The sequence below is a fragment of the Streptomyces sp. NPDC058525 genome, from assembly GCF_042719495.1.
Classification (GTDB): Bacteria; Actinomycetota; Actinomycetes; order Streptomycetales; family Streptomycetaceae; genus Streptomyces.
In genome coordinates this window covers 36,277-59,553 of record NZ_JBHXNP010000040.1, presented here as the reverse complement: position 1 = coordinate 59,553, position 23,277 = coordinate 36,277, and the positions used below count along the sequence as shown (strand labels likewise).

Genomic DNA, 23,277 nt, shown 5'->3' with positions numbered 1-23,277 from the left:
AGCCCCGCACATGCTGCTCGAAGTCCGCGACCTGCACGTGGAATTCAAGACGCGCGACGGAGTCGCGAAGGCGGTCAACGGCGTCGACTACTCGGTGGACGAGGGCGAGACGCTCGCCGTGCTCGGCGAGTCGGGCTCCGGCAAGTCGGTGACCGCGCAGGCCGTCATGGGGATCCTGGACATGCCGCCGGGCCGGATCGCGGGCGGCGAGATCCTCTTCAAGGGCCAGGACCTGCTCAAGATGAAGGAGGATGACCGGCGCAGGATCCGCGGCGCCGAGATGGCGATGATCTTCCAGGACGCCCTGTCCTCCCTGAACCCCGTCCTCAGCGTGGGCGCGCAGCTCGGCGAGATGTACGAGGTCCACCGCGGGATGTCCCGCAAGGACGCCAAGGGCAAGGCCGTCGAGCTGATGGACCGGGTGAAGATCCCGGCGGCCAAGCAGCGCGTGGGGGACTACCCGCACCAGTTCTCCGGCGGCATGCGCCAGCGCATCATGATCGCGATGGCGCTGGCCCTGGAACCCTCGCTGATCATCGCCGACGAGCCGACCACCGCCCTGGACGTCACCGTCCAGGCCCAGGTGATGGACCTGCTGGCCGAGCTCCAGCGCGAGCTCAACATGGGCCTCATCCTGATCACCCACGACCTCGGCGTGGTCGCCGACGTCGCGGACAAGATCGCCGTCATGTACGCGGGCCGGATCGTGGAGGCGGCCCCCGTCCACGCGATCTACCGGGCACCCGCCCACCCCTATACGAGGGGCCTGCTGGACTCCATCCCGCGCCTGGACCAGAAGGGCCAGGAGCTGTACGCCATCAAGGGCCTGCCCCCGAACTTGCTGGCCATCCCGCCCGGTTGCGCCTTCAACCCGCGCTGCCCGATGGCGCAGGCCGTCTGCCGGGCCGAGGTCCCGCCGCTGGCGCAGGTCGCCGAGGACCGGACCAGCGCCTGCTACTTCTGGACGGAGTGCCTCCATGCCTGAGTCCCTTCTGGAAGTGAAGGACCTGGTCAAGCACTACCCGTTGACCCAGGGCATCGTCATCCGCAAGCAGATCGGCGCGGTCAAGGCCGTCGACGGGGTGTCCTTCGGGCTGCGCGCGGGGGAGACGCTCGGCATCGTGGGCGAGTCCGGCTGCGGCAAGTCCACCGTGGCCAAGATGCTGGTCAACCTGGAGCGGCCGACGGCCGGCGCGATCTCGTACAAGGGCGAGGACATCACGAAGCTGTCGGGCAAGGCCCTCAAGGCCGTGCGCCGCAACATCCAGATGGTGTTCCAGGACCCGTACACCTCGCTGAACCCGCGCATGACGGTCGGCGACATCATCGGCGAGCCGTACGAGATCCACCCCGAGGTCGCCCCGAAGGGCGACCGGCGCCGCAAGGTCCAGGAGCTGCTGGACGTGGTCGGGCTGAACCCCGAGTACATCAACCGCTACCCGCACCAGTTCTCCGGCGGCCAGCGCCAGCGCATCGGCATCGCCCGCGGCCTGGCCCTGCGGCCCGAGATCATCGTCGCCGACGAGCCGGTCTCCGCGCTCGACGTGTCCGTCCAGGCGCAGGTGATCAACCTGCTGGCCCGCCTGCAGGACGAGTTCGACCTGTCGTACGTGTTCATCGCGCACGACCTGTCGATCGTCCGGCACATCTCCGACCGGGTCGGCGTCATGTACCTCGGCCGGATCGTGGAGATCGGCACCGACACCCAGATCTACGACCACCCGACCCACCCGTACACCCAGGCCCTGCTGTCCGCGGTCCCGGTGCCCGACCCGGAGGCCCGCGCCCGCCGCGAGCGCATCATCCTCACCGGCGACGTGCCCTCACCGGCCAACCCGCCGTCGGGCTGCCGCTTCCGCACCCGCTGCTGGAAGGCCCAGGAGAGGTGCGCCGCCGAGGAGCCGCTGCTGGCGGTCCCCGAGGTCTTCCCGTCGGGCCCGGCGGCGCACCCGTCGGCCTGCCACTTCGCGGCGGAGAAGCACGTGGTGCCCTCGCCCCCGCCGGACGCCGCGGGCGGGTAGCGCGGGCGAGAGGCGCGGGCGAGAGGCGGGGGCGGTTGGCGCGGGCCTGCGCGGTCGGCGGCCGGGATCCTCGCGGGGGCGCATAGCCCGGCGCAGGGCGGCTGTCCGGGGCGCGCGGCCGAGTGCTTCCGGCCGAACGCGCCCCACTCGGAGGCGGTCCGTCCGCTGCGATCATTTCCAGCCACCCGCCGGTGCCCGGTCGGGAAGCGGCCCACCTCGGCCAACGCCGTTTACACGCAGGCAACTTGACCGTTTCTGCCCCGAGATCTGGGGCATGCAGCCTGGACGGCGTACGGCCGTGCGGGTGCCGACAGCCGGCCGGAGGGGCGTTCGGTCCCTCCGGCCGGCCTCCCGCGTGCCCCGCTCCGCGCGCGCCATGCGCCCCTCGTGCTGCCGGAATTCGATCGATGCGCTGGTACGGATAGTTATGATCCGTAGCGCACGGTGGGTATGACTCTCGCCGAGCACTGATACGCGTACCGATGTCCGCTCGACGTGGAGGTGAAACGCCGTGGCACTCTCGATCTCGGCCGTGGTGCTGCTGGCGATCGTCGTATTCCTGCTGGTCCGACGGTCGGGCCTGAAGGCGGGACACGCGGTGGTCTGTGTACTGCTCGGCTTCTACCTGGCGAGCTCCACCATCGCCCCGACCCTCAGCCAGCTCACTTCGAACGTGGCCAGCATGATCAGTGGCCTCAAGTTCTGAGCCGTGCCTCGTAGGCTAGGCCCATGAACGGTCTTCCCGCCCGTCGTCTGCTCCTCGTGCACGCGCACCCGGACGACGAGTCGATCAACAACGGCGTCACCATGGCCAAGTACGCGGCCGAGGGGGCCCACGTCACCCTGGTGACCTGCACCCTCGGCGAGGAGGGGGAGGTCATCCCGCCCGGCCTCGCCCACCTGGCGTCCGACCGGGACGACGACCTCGGCACCCACCGGGTCGGCGAACTCGCCGCCGCCATGGCGGAACTGGGCGTCACCGACCACCGGTTCCTCGGCGGCCCCGGCCACTACCGGGACTCCGGGATGATGGGCGCCCCGCAGAACCGCCGCCCGGAGGCCTTCTGGTCCGCGGACGTGGACGAGGCCGCCGCGCACCTCGTGGAGGTGATCCGGGAGGTACGGCCGCAGGTGCTGGTCACCTACGACCCGGACGGCGGCTACGGGCACCCCGACCACATCCAGGCCCACCGCGTCGCCATGCGCGCCGCCGAACTGGCCGCCGAGACCGCCTACCGGCGGGATCTGGGCGATCCGCATGCCATCGGGAAGATCTACTGGAACCGCGTGCCCCGCTCGGTGGTCGAGGAGGGCTTCGCCAAGCTGCGCGCGGCGGTCGGCATCGAGGCTCCCTTCCCGGGGATGGCCTCGCCCGAGGACGTGCCCGGGGTCGTCCCCGACGAGAGGATCACCGCCGAGATCGAGGCCGCCGAGGAGCTCGTCGCGGCGAAGGCGGCGGCCATGCGGGCCCACGCCACCCAGATCGCCGTGGACGGCCCCTTCTTCGCCCTCTCCAACGACCTGGCGCAGCCGCTGTTCGCCCGCGAGTACTACGAACTCGTCGCGGGCCGGCCGGGCGCACCGGCGGGCGAGCGCGAGCGCGACCTGTTCGCGGGGGTGGCGGCATGACCGGGACGCTGACCCCGGCGCGCATCGCCGGCTGCCTGGGCCTGCTGGTGCTGGGGGCGCTGACCGGCCTGGCCGGCTGGCTGGTGGTGGACCTGTGGTTCCCCGGCGGCGTGCTGCTCGCGCTGCTGGCGGCCTTCGGGCTGTTCCTCGGCGGCCGGATCGCGCTGGGCACCGGACTCGGGGTGGGCGGGGCCGCGGCGGGCTGGTTCCTGGCGTACGTGATGCTCGGTGTCCCGCGCCCCGAGGGGGACTTCCTGCTCAGTTCGTCCGGAATCAGCATGTACGTCTACCTTTTGGGTGGAACGGTCTTCGCTGTGATGTGCGCCACGATGCGCGCTCCGCTGGACGGGCCGGTTTCGGCCGCCCGGCCTGCCAAGTGACGTGGTGTCGGACTCTTTAGAGGTGGCCGCTCAGGGGGGCGCGCGACGGCTCTCGGGCGGCTTCAGCGGGGTTTGGCGGACGGTATGAGGAACCCCTGATTCCTGGTGGTCAGTTGCGCGAGGGCGGCGGCCAGTATGGTGGACGGGCCGCCGAGCTGCCCGCGCACGGTATGACGGGCGGCGGAGCCAACCGGGAGAACCTGCCTTGAGTCGTGAAACCGACAGTTCGTCCTCCGGGCCCACAGGGCGCGGTGGAGCCGCCTACCCCTCGGGTACACCGCCGTATGGAACCGGCCAGTATCCGTCCACGGCTGTGCCTGGGCCTGGCGCGGCGAATGCCCCGGAGGAGAACCCTGTGACCTCGAAGCCGTCCACGCCCGACTCGGACGGGCCCAAGACCGAGACCACCCTGACCACCCGGATCCGGATCAACATCCCGGGTTCGCGGCCGATCCCGCCCGTCGTCGTCCGCAAGGCGATGGGTCCCGCCGCCGACGCGGCCGAGGACGCGCCGCAGGGCGCCCAGGCCTCCGGCCCGGCGCCGGGACGGGCGGCCGAGCCGCCGCTCCCGCAGCGGCCGCAGGCCGTGCCGACCCGGATCGAGGCCGAGCGGGAGCCCGCGCGCGCCCCCCAGGGCCAGGCCCCGGCCGCCGAGGAGCCCGCCAACAACTGGTTCGCGCCGCGCAAGTCGCCCAATCCGGCGCCCGCGCCCGGCCCCGCACCGGCACCGGCGCCCGGCCCGGCCCCCACCCCGCCGCCCGGCCCCGCCGCAGGACGCGCCCCGGCCCCGGCACCGCACCAGGCCCCGGCACCGCACCAGGCCCCCGCCCCGCACCAGGGCCCGGCCCCGATGCAGGCACCGCACCCGGGCTCCGCTCCGCGGCCCGCCCCGGCACCCGGCCCCGTACCCGCGCCCGGCATCACCCCGCCGCCCCCGGCAGGGCCCGGCGCCGCCTACCCGCCGCCCGCGCACACCCAGGCCGCGCCCGCACCCGGCGCCGGCTTCGCCCCGCCGCGCACCCCGCCTCCGCCGGTCGAGGACTACGGCCGGCCCCCGGGCGGCGCCGGCGTCGGCTCGACCCAGGGCTTCCCGGCGTACGGCGGCGGCCAGGACGACACCGGCCCGGTCACCGAGGCGTTCCCCGCCTACGGCAGCCAGGGCGACGAGTTCCCCGCCGGTCCGACCGCGGGCCCCGGCTTCGGCAGCGGCCCCGTCGGCGGCCCCGCGGGCGAGGGCGCTCCGCGCTGGCCCGGACCCGCGATGGACCAAGCGCCGGCCCCGAGCCCGGTGCCGACGCCCGTACCCATCCCCGTACCGGCCCCCGCGCCCGCCGCCCCGCAGCCCGCGCCCGCGCAGCCGAAGGCCTCTGCCAAGACCGCGAAGCCCGCCAAGAAGGGCCGCTCCAAGGTGGTCCTGCTCGGCGGCGGCATCGTGGCGCTGCTCGGCGTGGCCTACGGAGCCGGGCTGCTGCTCAACCACTCCGACGTCCCCAAGGGCACCACCGTCCTCGGCGTCGACATCAGCGGCAGCCGCGACGAGGCCGTGGCCAAGCTCCAGACGGCCTTCGGCACCCGCGCCGCCGCCCCGCTCCAGCTGAGCGTCGGCGGCAAGCAGGTCGAGCTGAAGCCCGAGAAGGCAGGCCTGACCCTCGACAGCCAGACCACCGTCCGCAACGCCGCCGGCAGCGACTACAACCCGGTCACCGTCATCGGCTCCCTCCTCGGCAACGAGCGCAAGGCCGACCCCGTGATGCCGGTCGACGAGGAGAAGCTCCAGGTCGCGCTCCAGGAGCTCGCGGGCACCGCCGGCACGGCCACCGAGGGCACCATCAAGTTCGACACCGGCAAGGCGGTGGCCGTCCCCGGCACCCCCGGCTCCACCGTCGACGTGGACGCCTCCGTCGACCAGGTCACCAAGGCCTTCCGCGACATGGTCGCCACCGGCAACGCGGCCGTGGCCGAACTGCCCGTCACCACCAAGGCGCCCGTCATCGACGACGCCGAACTCAACCGGGCCATGAAGGAGTTCGCCGAACCGGCGATGTCCGCCAACGCCACGGTGAAGATCGGCGCCAAGTCCATCGCCTTCGGCGGCAAGTCCCTGCCCAAGATCCTCAGCATGCAGCCCGTCGACGGCCACCTCGTCGAGAAGTTCGACCTGGAGGCCCTCAAGGAGACCTACGGGAACACCTTCGACGGCGTCACGATCACCCGCGGCACCGGCGCCAAGACCGCCGTCACCCCGCAGGACGTCGCCGGAGCCCTCGGCAAGGCCCTGCGCGGCAAGACCACGGCCGAACGGACCGTCGTCGTCGACACCAACGCGGGTTAGCCCCCGCCCCACCCTGGCGGGGCCCGGCTGATCCGGACCCCCCGCCCCATCCTTGCCGGGTCCGGCCCCGCGCGCCTCAATCGCCGGCGGGGCTGGGTTGTGCCCGGCGGGGCTGGGTTGTGCCGGCTGGGCGGTACTGTCCGTGCCCCCCCCGCCGCACCGCTGCCGGGGGCCAGCCCCCGGACCCCCGCGCCTCAAACTCCCCCAGCTACCGCTGGGAGGGGCCCCCAGGCGAGGCTGGGTTGTGCCCGGTGGGGGTTGGGCGATTTGAGCCGCACTCGCGGGCGGCGGGAGGCAAATCCAGCCCCGCCGGCGTTTGAGGCGCGGGGTCTGGGGCGGAGCCCCAGGTCTTTGCGCCGCGCCGGCGATTGGCGATTGAGGGGCGGAGCCCCAGGTCTTGGGGGCGGGGCCGGGCCCCGGTTAGTTCAGCAGGGCTCGGGCGGCGGCGGCTTCGCTGCGGATGCGGGACGCCGCCCCGGCGTCCACCGCGTCGACCACGTCCGCGTACGCGTCCAGCTCCGCCGCCCCGTCCCGGAACGCTCCGCGTTCCACCAGCAGCCGCGCCCGCTCGTACCGCAGCGACGCCGGATGCGACGGCAGCAGCAGCGACAGGTCCAGCGCCCACAGCGCCACCCCCGACTGCTCCGGCCGGGTCGACGCCCACGCCCGGATGTTGTTCAGGATCCGCAGCACGATGTCCAGCGTGCGCGCGGCCGCCCGCGGCCCCTCCGCCGCCTCCGCGGGGCCGGCCCCCAGGGACGCGCCGCCCGCGAACGGGTCGACCACCACGCCCTCCGCCGGATCCCCGAAGCCCACCACGAAGTGCCCCGGCAGCCCCAGCCCGTACACCGGGGCCCCCGCCCGCCGGGCGACCTCCAGCCAGACCACGGACAGCAGGATCGGCAGGCCCCGTCGGCGCCGCAGCACCTCGTGCAGCAGCGAGGACGACAGCCGCTCGTAGTCCGCCGGGGTGCCGTGGAAGCCGAGCCTGCCGCCCAGCAGCTCCGTCACCGCCGAGGCCCAGGCCCGCCCGCCCCGCAGCCCGTACGGCAGCATCCCGGCGAGCCGGTCCAGCTCGATCTGCGCCCAGTCCATGGCCCGGTCGTCCAGCTCCGGGTCCGCCTCCGCCGCCAGCAGCAGGCACAGCAGCGCCAGGTCCGGCCGCTCCGCCCGCGCCTCCGCGGCGAACTGCGCGCGCCGCTCCGCCGGGGTCACGGCGCCGCCCGGTAGTGGTGGTACGTGTGGTGCGTGGCGAAGCCCATCCCGTCGTACAGGGCCAGCGCCCCCGGATTGTCCGTCTCCACCTGGAGCCAGGCCGCCGAGGCGCCCTCCTCCAGGGCCCGCCGCGCCAGCGCCGCCATCACCGCGGTCGCCAGGCCCTCGCGCCGGTGCGCGGGATCGACCGTCACCGCCGCGAAACCGGCCCACCGCCCGTCCACCACGCACCGCCCGATCGCCCGGCCCTCCGGCAGCGCCGCGAACCACACCGACGGGCCCTCGACCAGCAGCCGCCGGGCCACCTCCGGGTCGCGGACCTTGCCGTAGCGCCCGAGCCACGCCTCGTCCGGCGTACGGGTCAGACGTACGTCCTCGGCGGCGGGCGCGTCCACGTCGCCGACCGGGGCCAGCGCCCCGATCCGTACCTGCGCCGACACCTCGGCCGCCCAGCCGCGCCGCTCCAGCTCCCCGATCAGCAGCTCCTGGGTGCCGACGGCCCCCGTCGCGGCCTGCACGTACGCCGGAAGTCCCCGCTCCGCGTACCAGGACGTCACTCGCGCGAGTGCATCGTCCAGCGGTATCCCCGGATCGCCGAGGGGCAGCACCGAATTGGCCCGCCGGGTGAAGCCGGCGGCCGCCCGCAGCGTCCACTCGCCGAGGGGCTCGCTCTCCAGCGGCTGCCAGGACCGCGCGGTGACCCTCGACAGCTCCTCGAAGGAGGCCGCAGGACCCCTCCGGCGGGCCGGCGCGGGGGGCACGATCTTGCCCGCCACCAGCGAGGATTCCGCGATGCGGACGGACTTTCCGTTCTTTTGTGTGATCAGCAGCACACCCTCGTTCCAGGATGTGAGAACCCCTACGGCGTCCGCGTACGCGGGGGCCCCGCTCGACCCGTACTCCACCCGTCGTACAGAGACTCGTTTACCCACGTCAGCCGGGGTGATACGGACCTCCAGCAGCCCACCGGCAGTGATTTCCACAGCTCTGTCCGCCCCTCCTGTTCGGATCGTGCCCGGGAACGGAGATACTAGGTGCGGGCATCGACGACGCCGCGCTCCCGCGCGATATGGAAAGCCCTACCGAGGAGGAACGAGAGCGTGACCTACGTCATCGCGGAGCCTTGTGTCGACGTCAAGGACAAGGCATGCATCGAAGAGTGCCCCGTCGACTGCATCTACGAGGGCCAGCGGTCCTTGTACATCCACCCGGACGAGTGCGTCGACTGTGGTGCGTGTGAGCCGGTCTGCCCGGTCGAGGCCATCTTCTACGAGGACGACACTCCGGAAGAGTGGAAGGACTACTACAAGGCGAACGTCGAGTTCTTCGACGAGCTCGGTTCGCCCGGTGGTGCCTCGAAGCTGGGCCTGATCGAGCGGGACCACCCCTTCATCGCGGCGCTCCCCGCCGACATCAACCCTTCTCACTGAGGGTTCACGGCACGAGCGCCACTCGGTCCCGTACGGCCAGCCCGCCGCGCGGGACCGAGGTGTTTCCCGACCTTCGCGTCCAGCACCGAGAGAGAGCAGAGAGCACCGTGGCCGCAGTATCCGACCGTCTTCCCGCCTTCCCCTGGGACAAGCTGGAGCCGTACAAGAAGACGGCGGCGGCCCACGCGGACGGCATCGTCGACCTGTCGGTCGGCACGCCCGTGGACCCGGTGCCCGAGCTGGTCCAGCGCGCCCTGGTCGGCGCCGCGGACTCCCCGGGCTATCCGACGGTGTGGGGCACCGAGGCCCTGCGCGACGCGATCACCGGCTGGCTGCGCGGCCGCCTCGGCGCGAGCGCCGCCGAGCACCGCAACGTCCTGCCGGTCGTCGGCTCCAAGGAGCTGGTGGCCTGGCTGCCGACCCAGCTGGGTCTCGGCGCGGGCGACAAGGTCGCCTACCCGCGGCTCGCGTACCCGACGTACGAGGTCGGCGCGCGGCTGTGCGGCGCCGAGGCCGTCGTCTACGACGACCCTACCGAGCTCGACCCGGCCGGCGTGAAGCTGCTGTGGCTCAACTCCCCGTCCAACCCCACCGGCAAGGTCCTCGCGAAGGACGAGCTCATCCGGATCGTGGCGTGGGCGCGCGAGCACGGGATCCTGGTCTTCAGCGACGAGTGCTACCTGGAGCTGGGCTGGGAGGCCGAGCCGGTCTCCGTCCTGCACGACGACGTCTGCGGCGGGTCGTACGAGGGCCTCGTCGCCGTCCACTCGCTCTCCAAGCGCTCCAACCTGGCCGGCTACCGGGCCGCCTTCATCGCCGGTGACGCGGACGTGCTCGGCGAGCTGCTGGAGATCCGCAAGCACGGCGGCATGATGACCCCCGCCCCGGTGCAGGCGGCCACGGTCGCGGCGCTCGGCGACGACCGGCACGTCGAGGAGCAGCGCGCCCGCTACGCGGCCCGCCGCGCGGCGCTGCGCACGGCGCTGGAGGCGCACGGGTTCAGGGTCGAGCACAGCGAGGCGAGCCTCTACCTGTGGGTCACCCGGGACGAGCCCTGCTGGGACACCGTGGCCCACCTCGCCGACCTGGGCATCCTGGTCGCGCCCGGCGACTTCTACGGGGAGGCGGGCGCGCGGTTCGTGCGCGTGGCCTTCACCGCCACCGACGAGCGCGTCGAGGCCGCGGTCAAGCGCCTGGGCTGACCGCTCCGGCGGCCGGACAGCCCGAAGGGGCCGGGAGTTCGCGCTCCCGGCCCCTTCGGTGTTCCCGCGGTGTGTCAGCCCAGCGGCAGCTGGGGCAGGCCGCCCGTGAGACCGCCCGGCAGGCCCCCGCCCGTCAGGCCGCCCGGCAGCTCACCCGGGAGGCCGCCCGGGAGACCACCCGGGAGGCCGCCCGGGAGGCCGCCCGGCAGTTCGCCGGCCGACGCCAGCTCGCCGGCCGGCGGCAGCTGCTGCGTGGTGGGCAGGCCGCCGAGCAGGCCGCCCGCGGTCTCGGTCAGACCGGCGGCGGGGGCGGCCGCCGGAACGGCCTCGACGGCGGTGCTCGCCGTGTCCGTGGCCGCCGCCGTCGTCGCGGCCGCGGCGTCGGGGGCGTCCGCGGCGCTGGCCGCGCCGGCCGCACCGACCACGGGTGCTGCCCCGGCTGCGAGGAGCAGCGCGGCGCGGGCGATCCGACGGGTCAGGGGGAGGGACATGATGCTCCTAAGCGGTAGCGGCTGAGTACGCCGTGTACAACCGCTCGTGGGGCGGGTGGAGTTGCGGGGCCGAAGGGTAAAAGATCGGTAACGCATCGTTTAATCGGCTTCCGCGACAAGCGCATTGGATGCGCGCCCACCAGGCCTTCTGTCGCTCCGCGGCGCCGCGGCCGCCGTCCCGGCCGGCCCCGCACGAGTGACACCTCGTACGCACGGCCGGGTGCCTCCGGGGCGCGTCCGGCCGGCTCGCGTCCGGCCGGCTCGCGGCCCGCCGGCCCCCGGTCCGACGGACCGCGACCCGCCGGCTCGCGACCCGCCGGACCGCGACCCGCCGGACCGCGACCCGTCGGCCCCCGGTCCGACGGACCGCGGCTCAGCGCGCGATGAAGATCCGGACCTCGTCGCCGAGGGCGCCACGCGGATCGCCGTCCCCGGATTTGCCGGAGGAGCCGCCCTTGTTCTGCCACACGCCCCGGGCCTGCCCGCCGACCCACCCGCTGCCCCGGTACGAGACCCGGGCGATGCCCAGCTCGTGCGACCGGGCCACCGCCCAGTGGGCCATCGCCCGGCCGCGGCGCTCCTCGGCCGCGCCGCCGTCCCGCTTCAGCAGCAGCCTGATCTCCGGCTCCGCGGCCCCGCCCGGATCCGTCCGGGCGGCCTCGGCCCCGCCCGCGGCGCCCCCGCTTCCGGCCAGCGCCTCCTTGCCGAAGGCCCGTACGAGCTCCGCCTTCACCTTCTCCGGATCGCCCTTCAGCGGGGCCGGGCCCGAGCAGAACAGCACCCCGCCCTCGCCGAAGGCCGCCGTCAGGACCGTCGCGTCCGTCTCGTGCTTCGCGTAGGCCTGCGGGTACCCGCTGCGCTGCACCTTCTGCGCCGCCACCGTCAGCGGCAGCCGCGAGTACCCCGGAACGTCGACGAGGTGGTCGTAGAAGATCCCGGCCGAGTACACCGGGTCCGTGATCTGCTCCGGAGTGCCCCAGCCCATCGAGGGCCGCTGCTGGAACAGGCCCAGCGAGTCCCGGTCGCCGTGGTCGAGGTTGCGCAGGGCCGACTCCTGCATGGCGGTCGCCAGCGCGATGGTCACCGCCCGGTCCGGCAGCCCCTTGGAGATGCCGACGGCCGCTATCGTCGCCGCGTTCGCCGCCTGCTCGGGCGTCATCTCGTACTTCTGCCCGCCGCCGGCGGTCGCGGTGGCCGTGCAGTACGGGGCACCGGCACCGCCGTTGGAGTACCGCTGCACGGCGAAATAGCCGATCACCGCGAACAGGACGAGCAGACCTACGGCCGCACGGAGCGGCCTGCGGCGACGGGGGCGTGGAGCACGGGATTCGGACACGCGGCCCACCGTACTTGAGGCATATGACGTGTCCACCGGCCGGACGACGAGGTGGCCCCCCGGGTGGGGGCGTTAGGGTCGTTTCATGCCCGAATCCGAGCTGGACCTCACCCTGGACGCCGCCGAGCTGACCGCCCGGCTCGTCGACATCCCCTCCGTGAGCGGCGACGAGAAGGTACTCGCCGATCTCGTGGAACGCGCGCTGCGGGCCCTCCCGCACCTCACCGTGGACCGCTTCGGCAACAACGTCGTCGCCCGTACGCACCTCGGCCGCGCCGAGCGCGTCGTCCTCGCCGGCCACCTCGACACCGTGCCGATCGCCGACAACGTCCCCTCCCGCCTCGACGAGAACGACGTCCTGTGGGGCTGCGGCACGACGGACATGAAGTCCGGCGTCGCCGTGCAGCTGCGCATCGCGGCGACCGTCCCCGAGCCGAACCGGGACCTCACCTTCGTCTTCTACGACCAGGAGGAGGTCGCCGCCGACCTCAACGGCCTGGGCAAGGTCGCCGAAGCCCACCCCGACTGGCTGACCGGCGACTTCGCGGTGCTGCTCGAGCCCTCGAACGCCGAGGTCGAGGGCGGCTGCCAGGGCACCCTGCGGGTGCTGCTGCGCACCGCCGGCGAGCGCGCCCACTCCGCGCGCAGCTGGATGGGCTCCAACGCGATCCACTCCGCGGCGCCGATCCTGGCGCGGCTGGCCGCGTACGAGCCGCGCAAGCCGGTGATCGACGGCCTGGAGTACCACGAGGGCCTCAACGCGGTCCGCGTCGAGGGCGGCGTCGCCAACAACGTCATCCCCGACGCGTGCACGGTGACGGTCAACTTCCGCTACGCCCCCGACCGCAGCGAGGCCGAGGCGATCGCCCACGTACGGGAGGTCTTCGCGGACTGCGACATCGCCGAGTTCGTGGTCGACGACTCCTCGGGCGGCGCCCTGCCCGGCCTCTCGCACCCGGCCGCGGCGGCCTTCATGGAGGCGGTCGGCGGCCGCGCCATGCCGAAGTTCGGCTGGACGGACGTCTCCCGCTTCAGCGCGCTCGGCGTCCCCGCGGTCAACTACGGCCCGGGCGACGCGCTGCTGGCCCACAAGGTCGACGAACGCGTCGAGACGAAGGCGATCCTGCACTGCGAGGAACGACTCCGCGCCTGGCTGACCTCCTGAATTCCGCTTGCCGTCACCTTTGTGCGCCTACCCTGATCCAACGATCAGCAGGAGGGAGCACATCATGGGCAACCCTGAAGGGTCCGCTCGTCGTCGGCCCGAGGAGCAGCAGCTCGGCCCGGTGCTGAGGAGGCGGAGCCAGATCAAGGCGGGCAGTACGACGGACCAGCGGCTGCTGGACTCCGCCGGGCCTTCCGAGTGGGTGCACACCGATCCCTGGCGGGTCCTGCGCATCCAGTCGGAGTTCATCGAGGGCTTCGGCACGCTCGCCGAGCTGCCGCCCGCGATCAGCGTGTTCGGATCGGCCCGCACCCCGGCGGGGACGCCGGAGTACGAGGCGGGCGAGCGGATCGGGCGGGCGCTGGTCGACGCCGGGTTCGCGGTGATCACCGGCGGCGGCCCCGGTGCGATGGAGGCGGCCAACAAGGGCGCCCGCGAGGCGGGCGGCGTCTCGGTCGGCCTGGGCATCGAGCTGCCCTTCGAGCAGGGGCTCAACCAGCACGTCGACCTCGGCCTGAACTTCCGGTACTTCTTCGTCCGCAAGACGATGTTCGTGAAGTACAGCCAGGGCTTCGTGGTGCTGCCGGGCGGGCTCGGCACGCTGGACGAGCTGTTCGAGGCGCTGACCCTGGTCCAGACCCAGAAGATCACCCGCTTCCCGATCGTGCTGTTCGGCACGGAGTACTGGAGCGGGCTGGTCGACTGGCTGCGCGGCACGGTGATCGCCCAGGGCAAGGCCTCGGAGAAGGACCTGTACCTGTTTCACGTCACGGACGACGTGGACGAGGCGATCGCGCTGGTGACGAAGGAAGTCGGGAAGTAGGACCCGCACGCCGCGGGGCCGGGCCCACGGGCCGGCCCCGCGGCGGTTCAGGCGCTCCGCGCGCTCCGGGCCGCTGCGCCGGCCTGCGGCCGGCGATGGCTCAGGCCAGGCCGCGGCGGGCCACCGCCGGGGGCCGGTGCCCCTGGATGGAGCGGACCATCTCCAGGATCTGCCGGGTCTCCGCGACCTCGTGGACGCGGTAGACCTGTGCGCCCAGCCAGGCCGAGACGGCCGTCGTGGCCAGGGTGCCCAGCAGGCGCTCCTTGACCGGCTTGTCGAGGGTCTCGCCGACGAAGTCCTTGTTGGACAGGGAGACCAGCACCGGCCAGCCCGTCGCCGTCATCTCGTCCAGCCGGCGCGTGGCCTCCAGCGAGTGCCGGGTGTTCTTCCCGAAGTCGTGCCCCGGGTCGATCATGATCGCGTCCCGGCGGACCCCGAGGGCCTCCGCCCGTTCGGCCAGGCCGACCGTGACCCGCAGGATGTCGTCCATGACGTCCTCGTACGAGGTCCGGTGCGGCCGGGTGCGCGGCTCGACCCCGCCCGCGTGGGTGCAGACCAGCCCGGCCCCGTGCCGCGCCGCGACCTCGGCCAGCTTGGGGTCCACCCCGCCCCAGGCGTCGTTCAGCAGATCGGCCCCGGCCTCGCACACGGCCTCGCCGACCTCGTGCCGCCAGGTGTCCACGCTGATCACCACGTCCGGGTGGCGGCGCCGGACCTCGGCCACGAAGCCCACCGTGCGCCGCGCCTCCTCGGCCGCGTCCACGTGCTCGCCCGGGCCGGCCTTGACCCCGCCGATGTCGATGATCGCGGCGCCCTCGGCGACCGCCTGCTCGACCCGGTCGAGCGCCGGCTCGTCGCGGAACGTCGCGCCCTGGTCGTAGAAGGAGTCCGGAGTCCGGTTCACGATGGCCATGATCACCGGCTCGTGGGTGTCGAACTCGCGCCTGCCCAGTCGCAGCATCCTGCTCTTTCCTCCTTCGGCGGCCCATGCGCCTCGCCTGCGACCTTAACCTGGTGGCCGGAGTCTCTCAGGGGAGTTGATCGTGTTCTTCTTCTTGATGATCGCGCTGGTCGTGGTCGTGGCAGCGGTCACCCTGGCGGTGATCGGCGGCGGTTCGGAAGCCGTCCTGCCGGAAGCGGAGCCGGACCGGGTGGCCGACGGGCTGCCGGAGACCCGGCCCGTCGTACGGGCGGACATCGACGCCCTGCGGCTGCCGGTCGCGCCGCGCGGCTACCGCATGGCCGAGGTGGACGACGTACTGGAGCGGCTGGCGGCCGAGCTGGCCGAGCGGGACGCGCGGATCGCGCAGCTGACGGCGGCGGCCGCACCGGCCGCACACGCCGCCCCGGACGCCCCCGCCCCGCAGGACCGGGTGGACCTCTCCAAGGACGAGCGGTGAGCGGTACCGGGCTGGTGGCCGGACCGGACGGCGGTCTGCGCTGTCCCTGGGGGCTGTCCACCGAGGACTACGTCGTCTACCACGACACCGAATGGGGCAAGCCGGTCCACGGGGACGACGCCCTGTACGAGCGGCTGTGCCTGGAGGCCTTCCAGTCCGGGCTGTCCTGGATCACCATCCTGCGGCGGCGCGAGGGGTTCCGTAAGGCCTTCGCGAAGTTCGAGATCGCGGCGGTCGCGGAGTTCGGGCCGGCCGACGCCGAGCGGCTGCTCGCGGACGAGGGGATCATCCGCAACCGGGCCAAGATCGAGGCCACCCTCGCCAACGCGAAGGTGCTGGCCGGCTGGCAGCCCGGGGAACTGGACGAGCTGATCTGGTCCCACGCCCCGAAGCGGCGGGGCCGGGCCCCGAGGAGCACCGCCGACGTGCCGGCGGTCACCCCGGAGTCCACGGCCCTGGCCAAGGCCCTGAAGAAGGCGGGTATCCGCTTCGTCGGACCCACCACGGCCTACGCCCTGATGCAGGCGTGCGGCCTGGTCAACGACCACCTCGCGGGCTGCGTCTCCCGCGAGGCGTAGGCCGTCTCTTTCGGATCAGCGGCCGAGGTACCGCGGCGGCTGCTTCGCGAGGAAGGCCTGGACGGCGATGGAGTGGTCCTCGGAGGCCCCTGCGCGGGTCTGGAGGACGTCCTCGTGCCCGAGCGCCTCGTCGAGCGAGTGGGAGGCCCCGTACGCCAGCGACTCCTTCAGGGCCGCGTAGGCGACCGTCGGTCCGGCCGCCAGCGCGCGGGCCACGGCCTCCGCCTCGGCGTGCAGGGAGTCCGCGGGGACCAGGCGGTTGGCGATGCCCAGCTCGTACGCCTCCTGCGCCTTGACCGAGCGCGGGAAGAGCAGCAGGTCGGACGCGCGGGAGGCGCCGATCAGGCGGGGCAGGGTCCACGAGACCCCGGAGTCGGCGGTCAGCGCCACCCCGGCGAACGAGGTGTTGAAGGACGCGGTGTCGGCGACGACCCGGAAGTCGGCCGCGAGCGCGAACCCGAAGCCCGCCCCGGCGGCCACGCCGTTGACCCCGGCCACCACCGGCTTCGGCATCTGCGTCAGCGCGCGGACGATCGGGTTGTAGTGCTCGGCGACCGTGCTCATCGTGAGCGAGGAGCCGCCCTCGCGGTCCGCCGCCAGGTTTCCGATGTGCTCCTTGAGGTCCTGGCCCACGCAGAACGCCCGATTGCCGGCCGCGGTCAGCAGCACGGCCCGCACCGCGGTGTCCGCGGCCGCCGCGAGGGCCGCGTCGCGCAGGGCGACCTTGGCCTCCGTGTTCATGGCGTTCATCGCGTCCGGGCGGTTGATCGTGATGGTCGCGAGTCCGTCGGTCACTTCGTAGAGCACGCTGTCGGCCATGGCAGGGGGTCCCCCTTCGTCGCGGGATGGCTACCGGCCGGTACCGGCCGGTGCAAGGGCCAGCATGGCGGACCGGACGGCAGGCGCACATGTGATGTGCGTCAAAGAAAGCCGACGCCGTTCACCGGGAGCGGGGGCGAAGTATCGCAGGCGGGTCCCCGAAATGAGTGGTTTTGGCCGAGCGCGTTGCCCAAGCGTTCCCGGCCGATGTTGGTCATCGGGTCCTGACATGCGGGATAATGGCTGGGAAGCAATGTGTTCGATGCCGGGTACTAGGCGCCTGAATGGGGCCGTCGGCTGACGATGAGCTGGTTTCAGGAAGGGGAACGAGCATGGCGGCCATGAAGCCGCGGACGGGCGACGGCCCGCTCGAGGTCACCAAGGAGGGGCGGGGCATCGTCATGCGCGTACCGCTCGAGGGCGGCGGTCGGCTCGTCGTCGAGCTGACCCCGGACGAGGCGGACGCCCTGGGTGACGCCCTGAAGAAGGTCGTCGGCTGACCTTTCGGCACCATCTGCATTCTGCGTTCTCTGCGCTGCCCCGACCGCTCGTGAGCGGCCGGGGCAGCGTTGTGTCCGGGGCCGGGCCGGGGCCGGGGCCGGGGCCAGGGCCAGGGCCAGGAGCAGGAGCAGGGCCGGAAGACGGAGCAGGACCAGGCCCATGACCGTGATCCCGATTGCCGGAGCAGTGACGTGACGTTCTCCCCGCCCGCGCCGCCCGCCTTCGCGGACTGCACCCCCCGCCTGAAGGCCGCCCGGATCCTCTCCGACGTCCTCGCCCCGGCGAACCTCGTGGTCGCCCTGCTCCTGCTGATCGGTTGGCACGCCACCGGTTCCTGGTCCGGCCTCGGCTGGGGACTGCTCGCCGCCCTGTTCTGCGGGGTGGTCCCGATCGGGATCATCGCGCTCGGCGTGCGGCGCGGGGCGCTGACCGACCAGCACATCCGGGTGCGGCGGCAGCGGGTCGTCCCGATGGCCCTGAGCCTGCTCTCCGTCGCCGCCGGGATCGTCCTGCTGCACGCCCTGGGCGCCCCGGCGGACGTGTTCGCGCTGGTCGTGGCGATGCTCGCCGGGCTGGTGTCCGCCCTGCTGGTCACCGTCGGCTGGCAGATATCCATCCACATGTCGGTGGCCGGCGGCACCGTGATGATCCTGCTGCTCGTCTTCGGCCCGCCGGTCCTCCCGGCGGCGCTGATCGCGGCCGCCATCGGCTGGTCCCGGCTGGCGCTGCGGGCGCACACGGCCGCTCAGCTGATCGCCGGGACCGCCCTGGGCGGGACGGCGGCACTCACCTTCGCCCTGCTGCGCTGATTCGCCCGGCTGCGCTGACCCGGCCGGGATCGGGCGGCGGGCGCTAGCGCCGTACGGCGCACAGCAGTCCGTCGCCCACGGGGAGCAGCGCGGCCTCCAGGGCGGGGCTCTCCCGGACGCTGCGCAGCAGTTCGCGGACGCGGAGCACCTCCACCGGCTGGGCCGAGGAGTCGACCGTACGGCCGTCGGAGAAGACCCCCTCGAAGCACACCAGTCCGCCGGGCCGCAGCAGGCGCAACGATTCAGCGAGGTAGTCGAGGGACTCGGCCGGGTCGCCGTCGCAGAAGACGAGGTCGTACCCGCCGTCGGCGAGGCGGGGGAGTACGTCGAGCGCCCGGCCGGGGATGAAGCGCGCGCGGTTGCCCGCGAAGCCGGCGGCGCGGAAGGCCTGGCGGGCGAAGGCCTGCCGGTCGGCTTCGGGATCCACCGTGGTCAGCACGCCGTCGGGGCGCATCCCGTGGAGCAGGTGGATGCCGGATACGCCCGTTCCGGTGCCGATCTCGGCGACCGCCTTGGCGTCCGCGGTGGCGGCGAGCAGGCGCAGCGCGGCCCCGGTACCGGGGGAGACCGAGCGCAGGCCCGCTTCCCTGGACCGGTCGCGGGCCCATCGCAGAGCGTCGTCCTCGGCGACAAACGCGTCGGCGAACGCCCAGCTCGTCTGCCGGTTGCCGGTAATGACCCTCTCCTGTCCCCATAGTTGGCGCAACGGTGACTGTATCCGTTGACGTCGGGAACCCGCAGATGGGACCGGGCGTTGAGTGGGGTGTGGGCGGGATCAGAAGGGACGGGGCCGGGCAGATCGCCGGTCCGGACCCTTCCGGAGCCCGCGAGCCGTGCAAAGTTAATGCAAAAACGCTTATCCGGAGCTGACGGAGGGGGTGGCTATGGTAGGGACTCCGCTGGACACCACCAGAGCCGACAGGGGAGGTGCGGCTGCGCCTGTGGATCGTGGAGGCGTGTTGAGACGCCTCTTCTGGTCGGCTGGCGAGCCGAAATCCGTGACCGACACCGCTGACCGCTTCCACACCGCAGCCACCGCAACCACCGCGACCTTCGCCGCCGATGCGGGCTCCCAGGCGTGGACCCCTCCTTCGTGGGAGGAGATCGTCAGCACGCACAGTGCGCGGGTCTACCGTCTTGCCTACCGTCTGACGGGCAACCAGCACGATGCCGAGGACCTGACCCAAGAGGTCTTCGTCCGCGTCTTCCGCTCGCTGTCGACGTACACGCCCGGCACCTTCGAGGGCTGGCTGCACCGCATCACGACCAACCTGTTCCTGGACATGGTCCGCCGCAAGCAGCGCATCCGCTTCGACGCGCTCGCCGACGACGCCGCCGAGCGGCTGCCCAGCCGCGAGCCGTCCCCCCAGCAGGTCCTGCACGACACCCACTTTGACGCGGACGTCCAGCAGGCGCTGGACACCCTCGCGCCCGAGTTCCGCGCCGCCGTGGTGCTGTGCGACATCGAGGGCCTGTCGTATGAGGAGATCGCCGCCACGCTCGGCGTGAAGCTCGGCACCGTGCGCAGCCGCATCCACCGGGGCCGCTCGCACCTGCGCAAGGCGCTCAAGCACCGGTCCCCCGAAGCCCGCGCCGAGCAGCGCGCGCTCGCCGGGGTGGCCGTGGGCGCGCCGGGGACCGGGGGAGAGGGCGGAGCCGAGTGAGCGGAGTCAGTCCGTCCCCTGCCGAGCAGCACCTGGGCGACCGGCTCGCCGCCCTCGTCGACGGCGAGCTGAACCACGACGCGCGCGAGCGGGTCCTGGCCCACCTGGCCACCTGTGCCAAGTGCAAGGCCGAGGCCGATGCCCAGCGCCGGCTGAAGACCATGTTCGTGGAGAGCGCGCCGCCGCCGCTGTCCGCCGGGCTGCTCGCACGTCTGCAGGGGCTGCCGGGCGGCGGCTTCGACGGACCGCCGGGCCCCGGGGGTCCCCCCGCCGGCGACCCGCTGGCCTCCTTCGCCTACGCCCTGCCCCCGGCCGCCCGGCCGCAGCAGGAAGGCTTCCGGATCCACGAGGTGGGCCGTCCGCGCCGCCGGTTCGCGTTCGCCGCCGCCGGAGCGGTGTCCCTCGCCGCGCTCGCGCTGGGCGGTGCGATGCCGCTGGAGACCGTGGACCCCTCCCTGCGGGGCGATTCCCCCGCGCCCGCGTCCCGGCCCGGCCCGGGCGCATCGGTGAACGACGCGACGGTGGCCGACGCCTTCGTCCGCGACCGGATGCCGACCCCGGCCGCCGTCCCGACGCTCCTGTCGACCGCGGCGACCCCGCTCCCGCCGCTCCACCCCTCCCCGCCGGGTACGGCCCGCCCGGTCTCCCTGCTGCGCTGACCCGGGACCTGGTTGAATCTGCGGCACATGCGCACAAGTACGCGGGGAGCGCCGATGGCCGACAGGCAGCAGACCGACCCGGCTCCACAGTGGTGGAGCCGGCCCGAGGGCACGGCGGCCGACGCCGGCCGCGAGGGGGTTCCGGCCCCGCGCCCCGAAGGCGGCGAAGGGGTCCCCGCCCCGCTGCCCGAAGCGGCCGGCCCGGCCCAGGCCCCGGCGCCGGTCCCCGAGGTGCGCTACGACCCCTGGGGCGAGCAGCCGCTGCAGGTCGTGGACCGGGGCCGGCAGGGGCGCGGCTTCCGGCTGTGGCAGGTGGCGGCCCTCGCCGCCGGGACGGCCCTGCTCGCGGGCGGGATCGGCGGATACCTCGGCGTCCTCGCGGAGCGCCAGAGCAGCACCCGCCTCGAGCTGCCCCAGGCCGGCGCCGTCGCCGACAAGGGCCGCGCCCCGGACAGCGTCGCGGGCATCGCCGCCACCGCCCTGCCCGGCGTGGTCACCCTGCACGTACGGGGCACCTCCGGCAGCGGTACGGGCACCGGCTTCGTCCTGGACCAGCAGGGCCACATCCTGACCAACAACCACGTGGTCGCCGACGCCAAGGAGATAGCGGTCACCTTCAGCAGCGGCGAGAGCGTCAGCGCCGAGCTGGTGGGCCGCGACTCCGGCTACGACCTGGCCGTGGTCAAGGTCAGCGGGGTCCGGGGCCTGCAGCCCCTGAGCCTCGGCAACTCCGAGAACGTACGGGTCGGCGACCCGGTCGTGGCCATCGGCGCCCCGTTCGACCTGTCCAACACCGTCACCGCGGGCATCATCAGCGCCACCGGCCGGCCCGTCACCGCGGGCGGCGACAAGGGCGACGGCAGCGACATCAGCTACGTCGACGCCCTCCAGACCGACGCCCCGATCAACCCGGGGAACTCCGGCGGCCCCCTCCTGGACGCCAAGGCCCACGTGGTCGGCATCAACAGCGCGATCCGCGGCGCCGACAAGGACGACCCCGCCCGCCAGGGCGGCTCCATCGGACTCGGCTTCGCCATCCCGATCAACCAGGGCAAGCGCGTCGCCGAGGAGCTCATCCGCACCGGCCGCGCCACGCACCCCGTCATCGGCGTCACCCTCGACATGGAGTACGCGGGCGACGGGGCCCGGGTCGGGGACAAGGGCGAGGACGGCAAGCCTGCCGTGGTCGCCGACGGCCCGGCCGCCCGCGCCGGGATCAAGGCCGGCGATGTGATCGCCAAGGTGAACGGCCAGCGCGTGCGCGGCGGCGACGAGCTGATCATCAAGATCAGGGCCCACCGGCCGGGCGATCCGCTGACCCTCACCGTCCTGCGCGACGGCAGGGAGAGGACACTGGAACTGGTCCTCGGGTCGGCGAACGGCTCGTGACCGGCAGATGACGTACGGGAGAAACCGGTATTGAACCGGTACGCAGGTAGGGGCCCGGTGGGAACGCCGGGTACCGTGTGTCCGGGCCCGAAGTGACAGAGAGCCGAGGAGCGGCAAGGTGTTCAACGACATAGGCGCACTCGAACTCGTCACGATCGTGGTGCTCGCCATCCTCGTCTTCGGCCCGGACAAGCTGCCCAAGGTCATCCAGGACGTCACCGGCGTCGTCCGGAAGATCCGCGCGTTCTCCGACAGCGCCAAGCAGGACATCCGGTCCGAACTCGGTCCGGAGTTCAAGGACTTCGAGTTCGAGGACCTGAACCCGAAGGCCTTCATCCGCAAGCAGCTGGGCGAGAACGAGGACCTCAAGGAGATCCGCAGCAGCTTCGACCTCCGCAAGGAGCTGAACGACGTCACCGACGCCGTGAACAGCAAGGAGACGGACGCCGCGGCGCCCGCCGCCGGCCCGTCCGCCGCGCCCGGCGCCACCGGCCCGGACCTGCTGAAGAAGCCCGCCGCCCCGGCCGCGGAGCTGGGGGCACCTCCCGGCGGTAGCCGGGGGAGCGCCCGCTTCGACGCCGACGCCACCTGAGCGCAGCCTGCCCGGCGATCCGGGGTCGGATGGCTATCCTCCATCTGTTGTCCGGACCCAGGACGCCCGAGGGGGGCTGGCCGTTCCGGGCCCCACGGAACGAGAGGCCGGTCAGATGGAGACGACGAGCAGCAGCAGGGTAGGGGCGCAGACCGCCGCCGCACCCGCTCAGGAACCGCAGACCACCGCACAGCCGCCGGAGGCCGCCGCACCCGTCCCGGCGGCCCGCCGGACCGCCGAGGGCTTCCTCGCGGCGGACTTCCCCTGGTACGGGCTGGACGAGGCCTTCACCGGGCCCCGCTGGCTCATGCAGGTGGGCACGGCCGCCGACGGCACCGTCGAGCACGGGTCCACCGGTCACGGCGACGAGCCGTCCGCGCGCGGCGAGATCGCCACCGGCGAGAAGGAGCGCTTCGCGGTGGTCGTCACCGTCGCCAGCAACCCGGTGCGCCGCAGCGGGGACGGCACCGGCACCCTGGAGGCCACCTCGGTCTCCTCCGCGGCCTGGCTGGCCGGCTCCGGGCTGCTGGCCTACAGCTGGCCCGGGCAGATGGACCACTCCCTGCGCAGCGACTGGCTCGACCAGCAGACCGAGGCCGCCTGGGAGCTCGCGGACGATCTCGGCGGCGAGGACTGGTCGACGCTGTCGCTGCCGGTGGACGGGGAGCCGACGCCGTTCCACTACCGCGAGTCCGAGTTCGGGTGGGTGCTGGCCGGGTCCACCGGGAGCGGGGTCCACCTGGGCGCCTACGGGCGCGGGATGAGCGCGTACGGGCTCGGCTTCTCGGCGATCGCGGACCTCGCCACGTACGAGTAGGCGGCTACGCGGAAGGGCACCGCCG

The 23,277-nt window shown here is 73.3% G+C and carries 26 protein-coding genes; 19 read left to right on the top strand and 7 right to left on the bottom strand.

Features of this window, described 5'->3' with window-relative positions:
- Positions 1-10: 10 nt before the first annotated feature.
- The 6 genes from ACFWP3_RS19970 to ACFWP3_RS19945 all read left to right on the top strand — a co-directional run bounded on the left by ACFWP3_RS19970 (position 11) and on the right by ACFWP3_RS19945 (position 6,362).
- Complete coding sequence (locus ACFWP3_RS19970; protein ID WP_384222682.1) at positions 11-985, top strand: ABC transporter ATP-binding protein; 975 nt, start codon at positions 11-13, stop codon at positions 983-985.
- Positions 978-2,021 carry an ABC transporter ATP-binding protein gene (locus tag ACFWP3_RS19965; RefSeq protein WP_384222679.1) on the top strand — a complete coding sequence of 348 codons (1,044 nt, stop codon included), beginning with the start codon at positions 978-980 and terminating at the stop codon, positions 2,019-2,021. The genes ACFWP3_RS19970 and ACFWP3_RS19965 overlap by 8 nt, the downstream gene beginning before the upstream one ends.
- Positions 2,022-2,532: 511 nt before the next feature.
- Positions 2,533-2,727 carry a hypothetical protein gene (locus ACFWP3_RS19960; protein ID WP_053677094.1) on the top strand — a complete coding sequence of 65 codons (195 nt, stop codon included), beginning with the start codon at positions 2,533-2,535 and terminating at the stop codon, positions 2,725-2,727.
- Between the two features lie 23 nt (positions 2,728-2,750).
- Positions 2,751-3,650: an N-acetyl-1-D-myo-inositol-2-amino-2-deoxy-alpha-D-glucopyranoside deacetylase gene (gene mshB / locus ACFWP3_RS19955; protein ID WP_384222676.1), complete on the top strand. Its 900-nt coding sequence runs from the start codon at positions 2,751-2,753 to the stop codon at positions 3,648-3,650.
- Positions 3,647-4,030, top strand: coding sequence for a DUF6113 family protein (locus tag ACFWP3_RS19950; protein ID WP_384222673.1), 384 nt, complete (start codon positions 3,647-3,649; stop codon positions 4,028-4,030). Before mshB ends, ACFWP3_RS19950 begins: the two co-directional genes overlap by 4 nt.
- A 355-nt stretch (positions 4,031-4,385) precedes the next feature.
- On the top strand, positions 4,386-6,362 hold the full coding sequence (locus ACFWP3_RS19945; RefSeq protein WP_384222670.1) for a peptidoglycan binding domain-containing protein: 1,977 nt from the start codon (positions 4,386-4,388) through the stop codon (positions 6,360-6,362).
- 420 nt (positions 6,363-6,782) lie between these two features.
- Here the strand turns inward: ACFWP3_RS19945 and ACFWP3_RS19940 are convergent, their stop codons facing one another.
- Positions 6,783-7,577, bottom strand: coding sequence for a transglutaminase-like domain-containing protein (locus ACFWP3_RS19940; protein WP_384222668.1), 795 nt, complete (start codon positions 7,575-7,577; stop codon positions 6,783-6,785).
- On the bottom strand, positions 7,574-8,560 hold the full coding sequence (locus ACFWP3_RS19935) for a GNAT family N-acetyltransferase (protein ID WP_384222665.1): 987 nt from the start codon (positions 8,558-8,560) through the stop codon (positions 7,574-7,576). The genes ACFWP3_RS19940 and ACFWP3_RS19935 overlap by 4 nt, the downstream gene beginning before the upstream one ends.
- Before the next feature lie 117 nt (positions 8,561-8,677).
- Between ACFWP3_RS19935 and fdxA the strand changes: the two genes are divergently transcribed.
- The gene (gene fdxA / locus ACFWP3_RS19930) at positions 8,678-9,007 is read left to right on the top strand and encodes a ferredoxin (RefSeq protein WP_030868357.1); all 330 of its coding nucleotides are present in this window, start codon (positions 8,678-8,680) and stop codon (positions 9,005-9,007) included.
- Between the two features lie 107 nt (positions 9,008-9,114).
- Positions 9,115-10,209: a succinyldiaminopimelate transaminase gene (gene dapC / locus ACFWP3_RS19925; RefSeq protein WP_384222663.1), complete on the top strand. Its 1,095-nt coding sequence runs from the start codon at positions 9,115-9,117 to the stop codon at positions 10,207-10,209.
- A 74-nt stretch (positions 10,210-10,283) separates the two neighbouring features.
- Here dapC and ACFWP3_RS19920 read toward each other — a convergent pair whose 3' ends face one another.
- Positions 10,284-10,700 carry an ATP-binding protein gene (locus ACFWP3_RS19920; protein WP_384222661.1) on the bottom strand — a complete coding sequence of 139 codons (417 nt, stop codon included), beginning with the start codon at positions 10,698-10,700 and terminating at the stop codon, positions 10,284-10,286.
- Positions 10,701-11,073: 373 nt separating this feature from the next.
- A complete protein-coding gene (locus tag ACFWP3_RS19915; RefSeq protein WP_384222659.1) occupies positions 11,074-12,045 on the bottom strand; it encodes a hypothetical protein in 972 nt (323 codons plus the stop codon).
- A gap of 76 nt (positions 12,046-12,121) precedes the next feature.
- Between ACFWP3_RS19915 and dapE the strand changes: the two genes are divergently transcribed.
- Together dapE and ACFWP3_RS19905 are read left to right on the top strand one after the other, a co-directional pair.
- Positions 12,122-13,201, top strand: a complete 1,080-nt coding sequence (gene dapE / locus ACFWP3_RS19910) for a succinyl-diaminopimelate desuccinylase (RefSeq protein WP_384222657.1) — start codon at positions 12,122-12,124, stop codon at positions 13,199-13,201.
- 64 nt (positions 13,202-13,265) lie between these two features.
- Positions 13,266-14,024 (top strand): TIGR00730 family Rossman fold protein, encoded by a 759-nt coding sequence (locus ACFWP3_RS19905; RefSeq protein WP_384222654.1) that lies wholly within the window; start codon positions 13,266-13,268, stop codon positions 14,022-14,024.
- 100 nt (positions 14,025-14,124) lie between these two features.
- Here ACFWP3_RS19905 and folP read toward each other — a convergent pair whose 3' ends face one another.
- The gene (gene folP, locus ACFWP3_RS19900; protein WP_384222652.1) at positions 14,125-14,985 is read right to left on the bottom strand and encodes a dihydropteroate synthase; all 861 of its coding nucleotides are present in this window, start codon (positions 14,983-14,985) and stop codon (positions 14,125-14,127) included.
- A gap of 76 nt (positions 14,986-15,061) precedes the next feature.
- On the opposite strand from folP, the gene ACFWP3_RS19895 reads away from it, so the two are divergent.
- Positions 15,062-15,424, top strand: coding sequence for a DivIVA domain-containing protein (locus tag ACFWP3_RS19895; RefSeq protein WP_384222650.1), 363 nt, complete (start codon positions 15,062-15,064; stop codon positions 15,422-15,424).
- On the top strand, positions 15,421-16,002 hold the full coding sequence (locus tag ACFWP3_RS19890) for a DNA-3-methyladenine glycosylase I (RefSeq protein WP_384222648.1): 582 nt from the start codon (positions 15,421-15,423) through the stop codon (positions 16,000-16,002). The genes ACFWP3_RS19895 and ACFWP3_RS19890 overlap by 4 nt, the downstream gene beginning before the upstream one ends.
- Positions 16,003-16,017: 15 nt before the next feature.
- Here the strand turns inward: ACFWP3_RS19890 and ACFWP3_RS19885 are convergent, their stop codons facing one another.
- Positions 16,018-16,821, bottom strand: a complete 804-nt coding sequence (locus ACFWP3_RS19885) for an enoyl-CoA hydratase/isomerase family protein (protein WP_384222646.1) — start codon at positions 16,819-16,821, stop codon at positions 16,018-16,020.
- Positions 16,822-17,153: 332 nt separating this feature from the next.
- Between ACFWP3_RS19885 and ACFWP3_RS19880 the strand changes: the two genes are divergently transcribed.
- Positions 17,154-17,321, top strand: a complete 168-nt coding sequence (locus ACFWP3_RS19880) for a DUF3117 domain-containing protein (protein WP_003966491.1) — start codon at positions 17,154-17,156, stop codon at positions 17,319-17,321.
- A 192-nt stretch (positions 17,322-17,513) separates the two neighbouring features.
- A complete protein-coding gene (locus tag ACFWP3_RS19875) occupies positions 17,514-18,131 on the top strand; it encodes a hypothetical protein (RefSeq protein WP_384222644.1) in 618 nt (205 codons plus the stop codon).
- Between the two features lie 43 nt (positions 18,132-18,174).
- Here ACFWP3_RS19875 and ACFWP3_RS19870 read toward each other — a convergent pair whose 3' ends face one another.
- Positions 18,175-18,837, bottom strand: a complete 663-nt coding sequence (locus ACFWP3_RS19870; protein WP_069921811.1) for an O-methyltransferase — start codon at positions 18,835-18,837, stop codon at positions 18,175-18,177.
- Positions 18,838-19,015: 178 nt separating this feature from the next.
- Here ACFWP3_RS19870 and sigE point away from each other — a divergent pair, with 178 nt between their 5' ends.
- The 5 genes from sigE to ACFWP3_RS19845 all read left to right on the top strand — a co-directional run bounded on the left by sigE (position 19,016) and on the right by ACFWP3_RS19845 (position 23,252).
- On the top strand, positions 19,016-19,795 hold the full coding sequence (gene sigE / locus ACFWP3_RS19865) for an RNA polymerase sigma factor SigE (protein WP_384222641.1): 780 nt from the start codon (positions 19,016-19,018) through the stop codon (positions 19,793-19,795).
- Positions 19,792-20,454: an anti-sigma factor family protein gene (locus tag ACFWP3_RS19860; RefSeq protein WP_384222639.1), complete on the top strand. Its 663-nt coding sequence runs from the start codon at positions 19,792-19,794 to the stop codon at positions 20,452-20,454. Before sigE ends, ACFWP3_RS19860 begins: the two co-directional genes overlap by 4 nt.
- 54 nt (positions 20,455-20,508) lie before the next feature.
- Positions 20,509-21,843 (top strand): S1C family serine protease, encoded by a 1,335-nt coding sequence (locus tag ACFWP3_RS19855; protein WP_384222637.1) that lies wholly within the window; start codon positions 20,509-20,511, stop codon positions 21,841-21,843.
- A gap of 118 nt (positions 21,844-21,961) precedes the next feature.
- Positions 21,962-22,435, top strand: a complete 474-nt coding sequence (locus ACFWP3_RS19850) for a sec-independent translocase (protein WP_384222634.1) — start codon at positions 21,962-21,964, stop codon at positions 22,433-22,435.
- 115 nt (positions 22,436-22,550) lie between these two features.
- The gene (locus tag ACFWP3_RS19845) at positions 22,551-23,252 is read left to right on the top strand and encodes a hypothetical protein (protein ID WP_384222631.1); all 702 of its coding nucleotides are present in this window, start codon (positions 22,551-22,553) and stop codon (positions 23,250-23,252) included.
- The last annotated feature ends 25 nt before the right edge of the window (positions 23,253-23,277 follow it).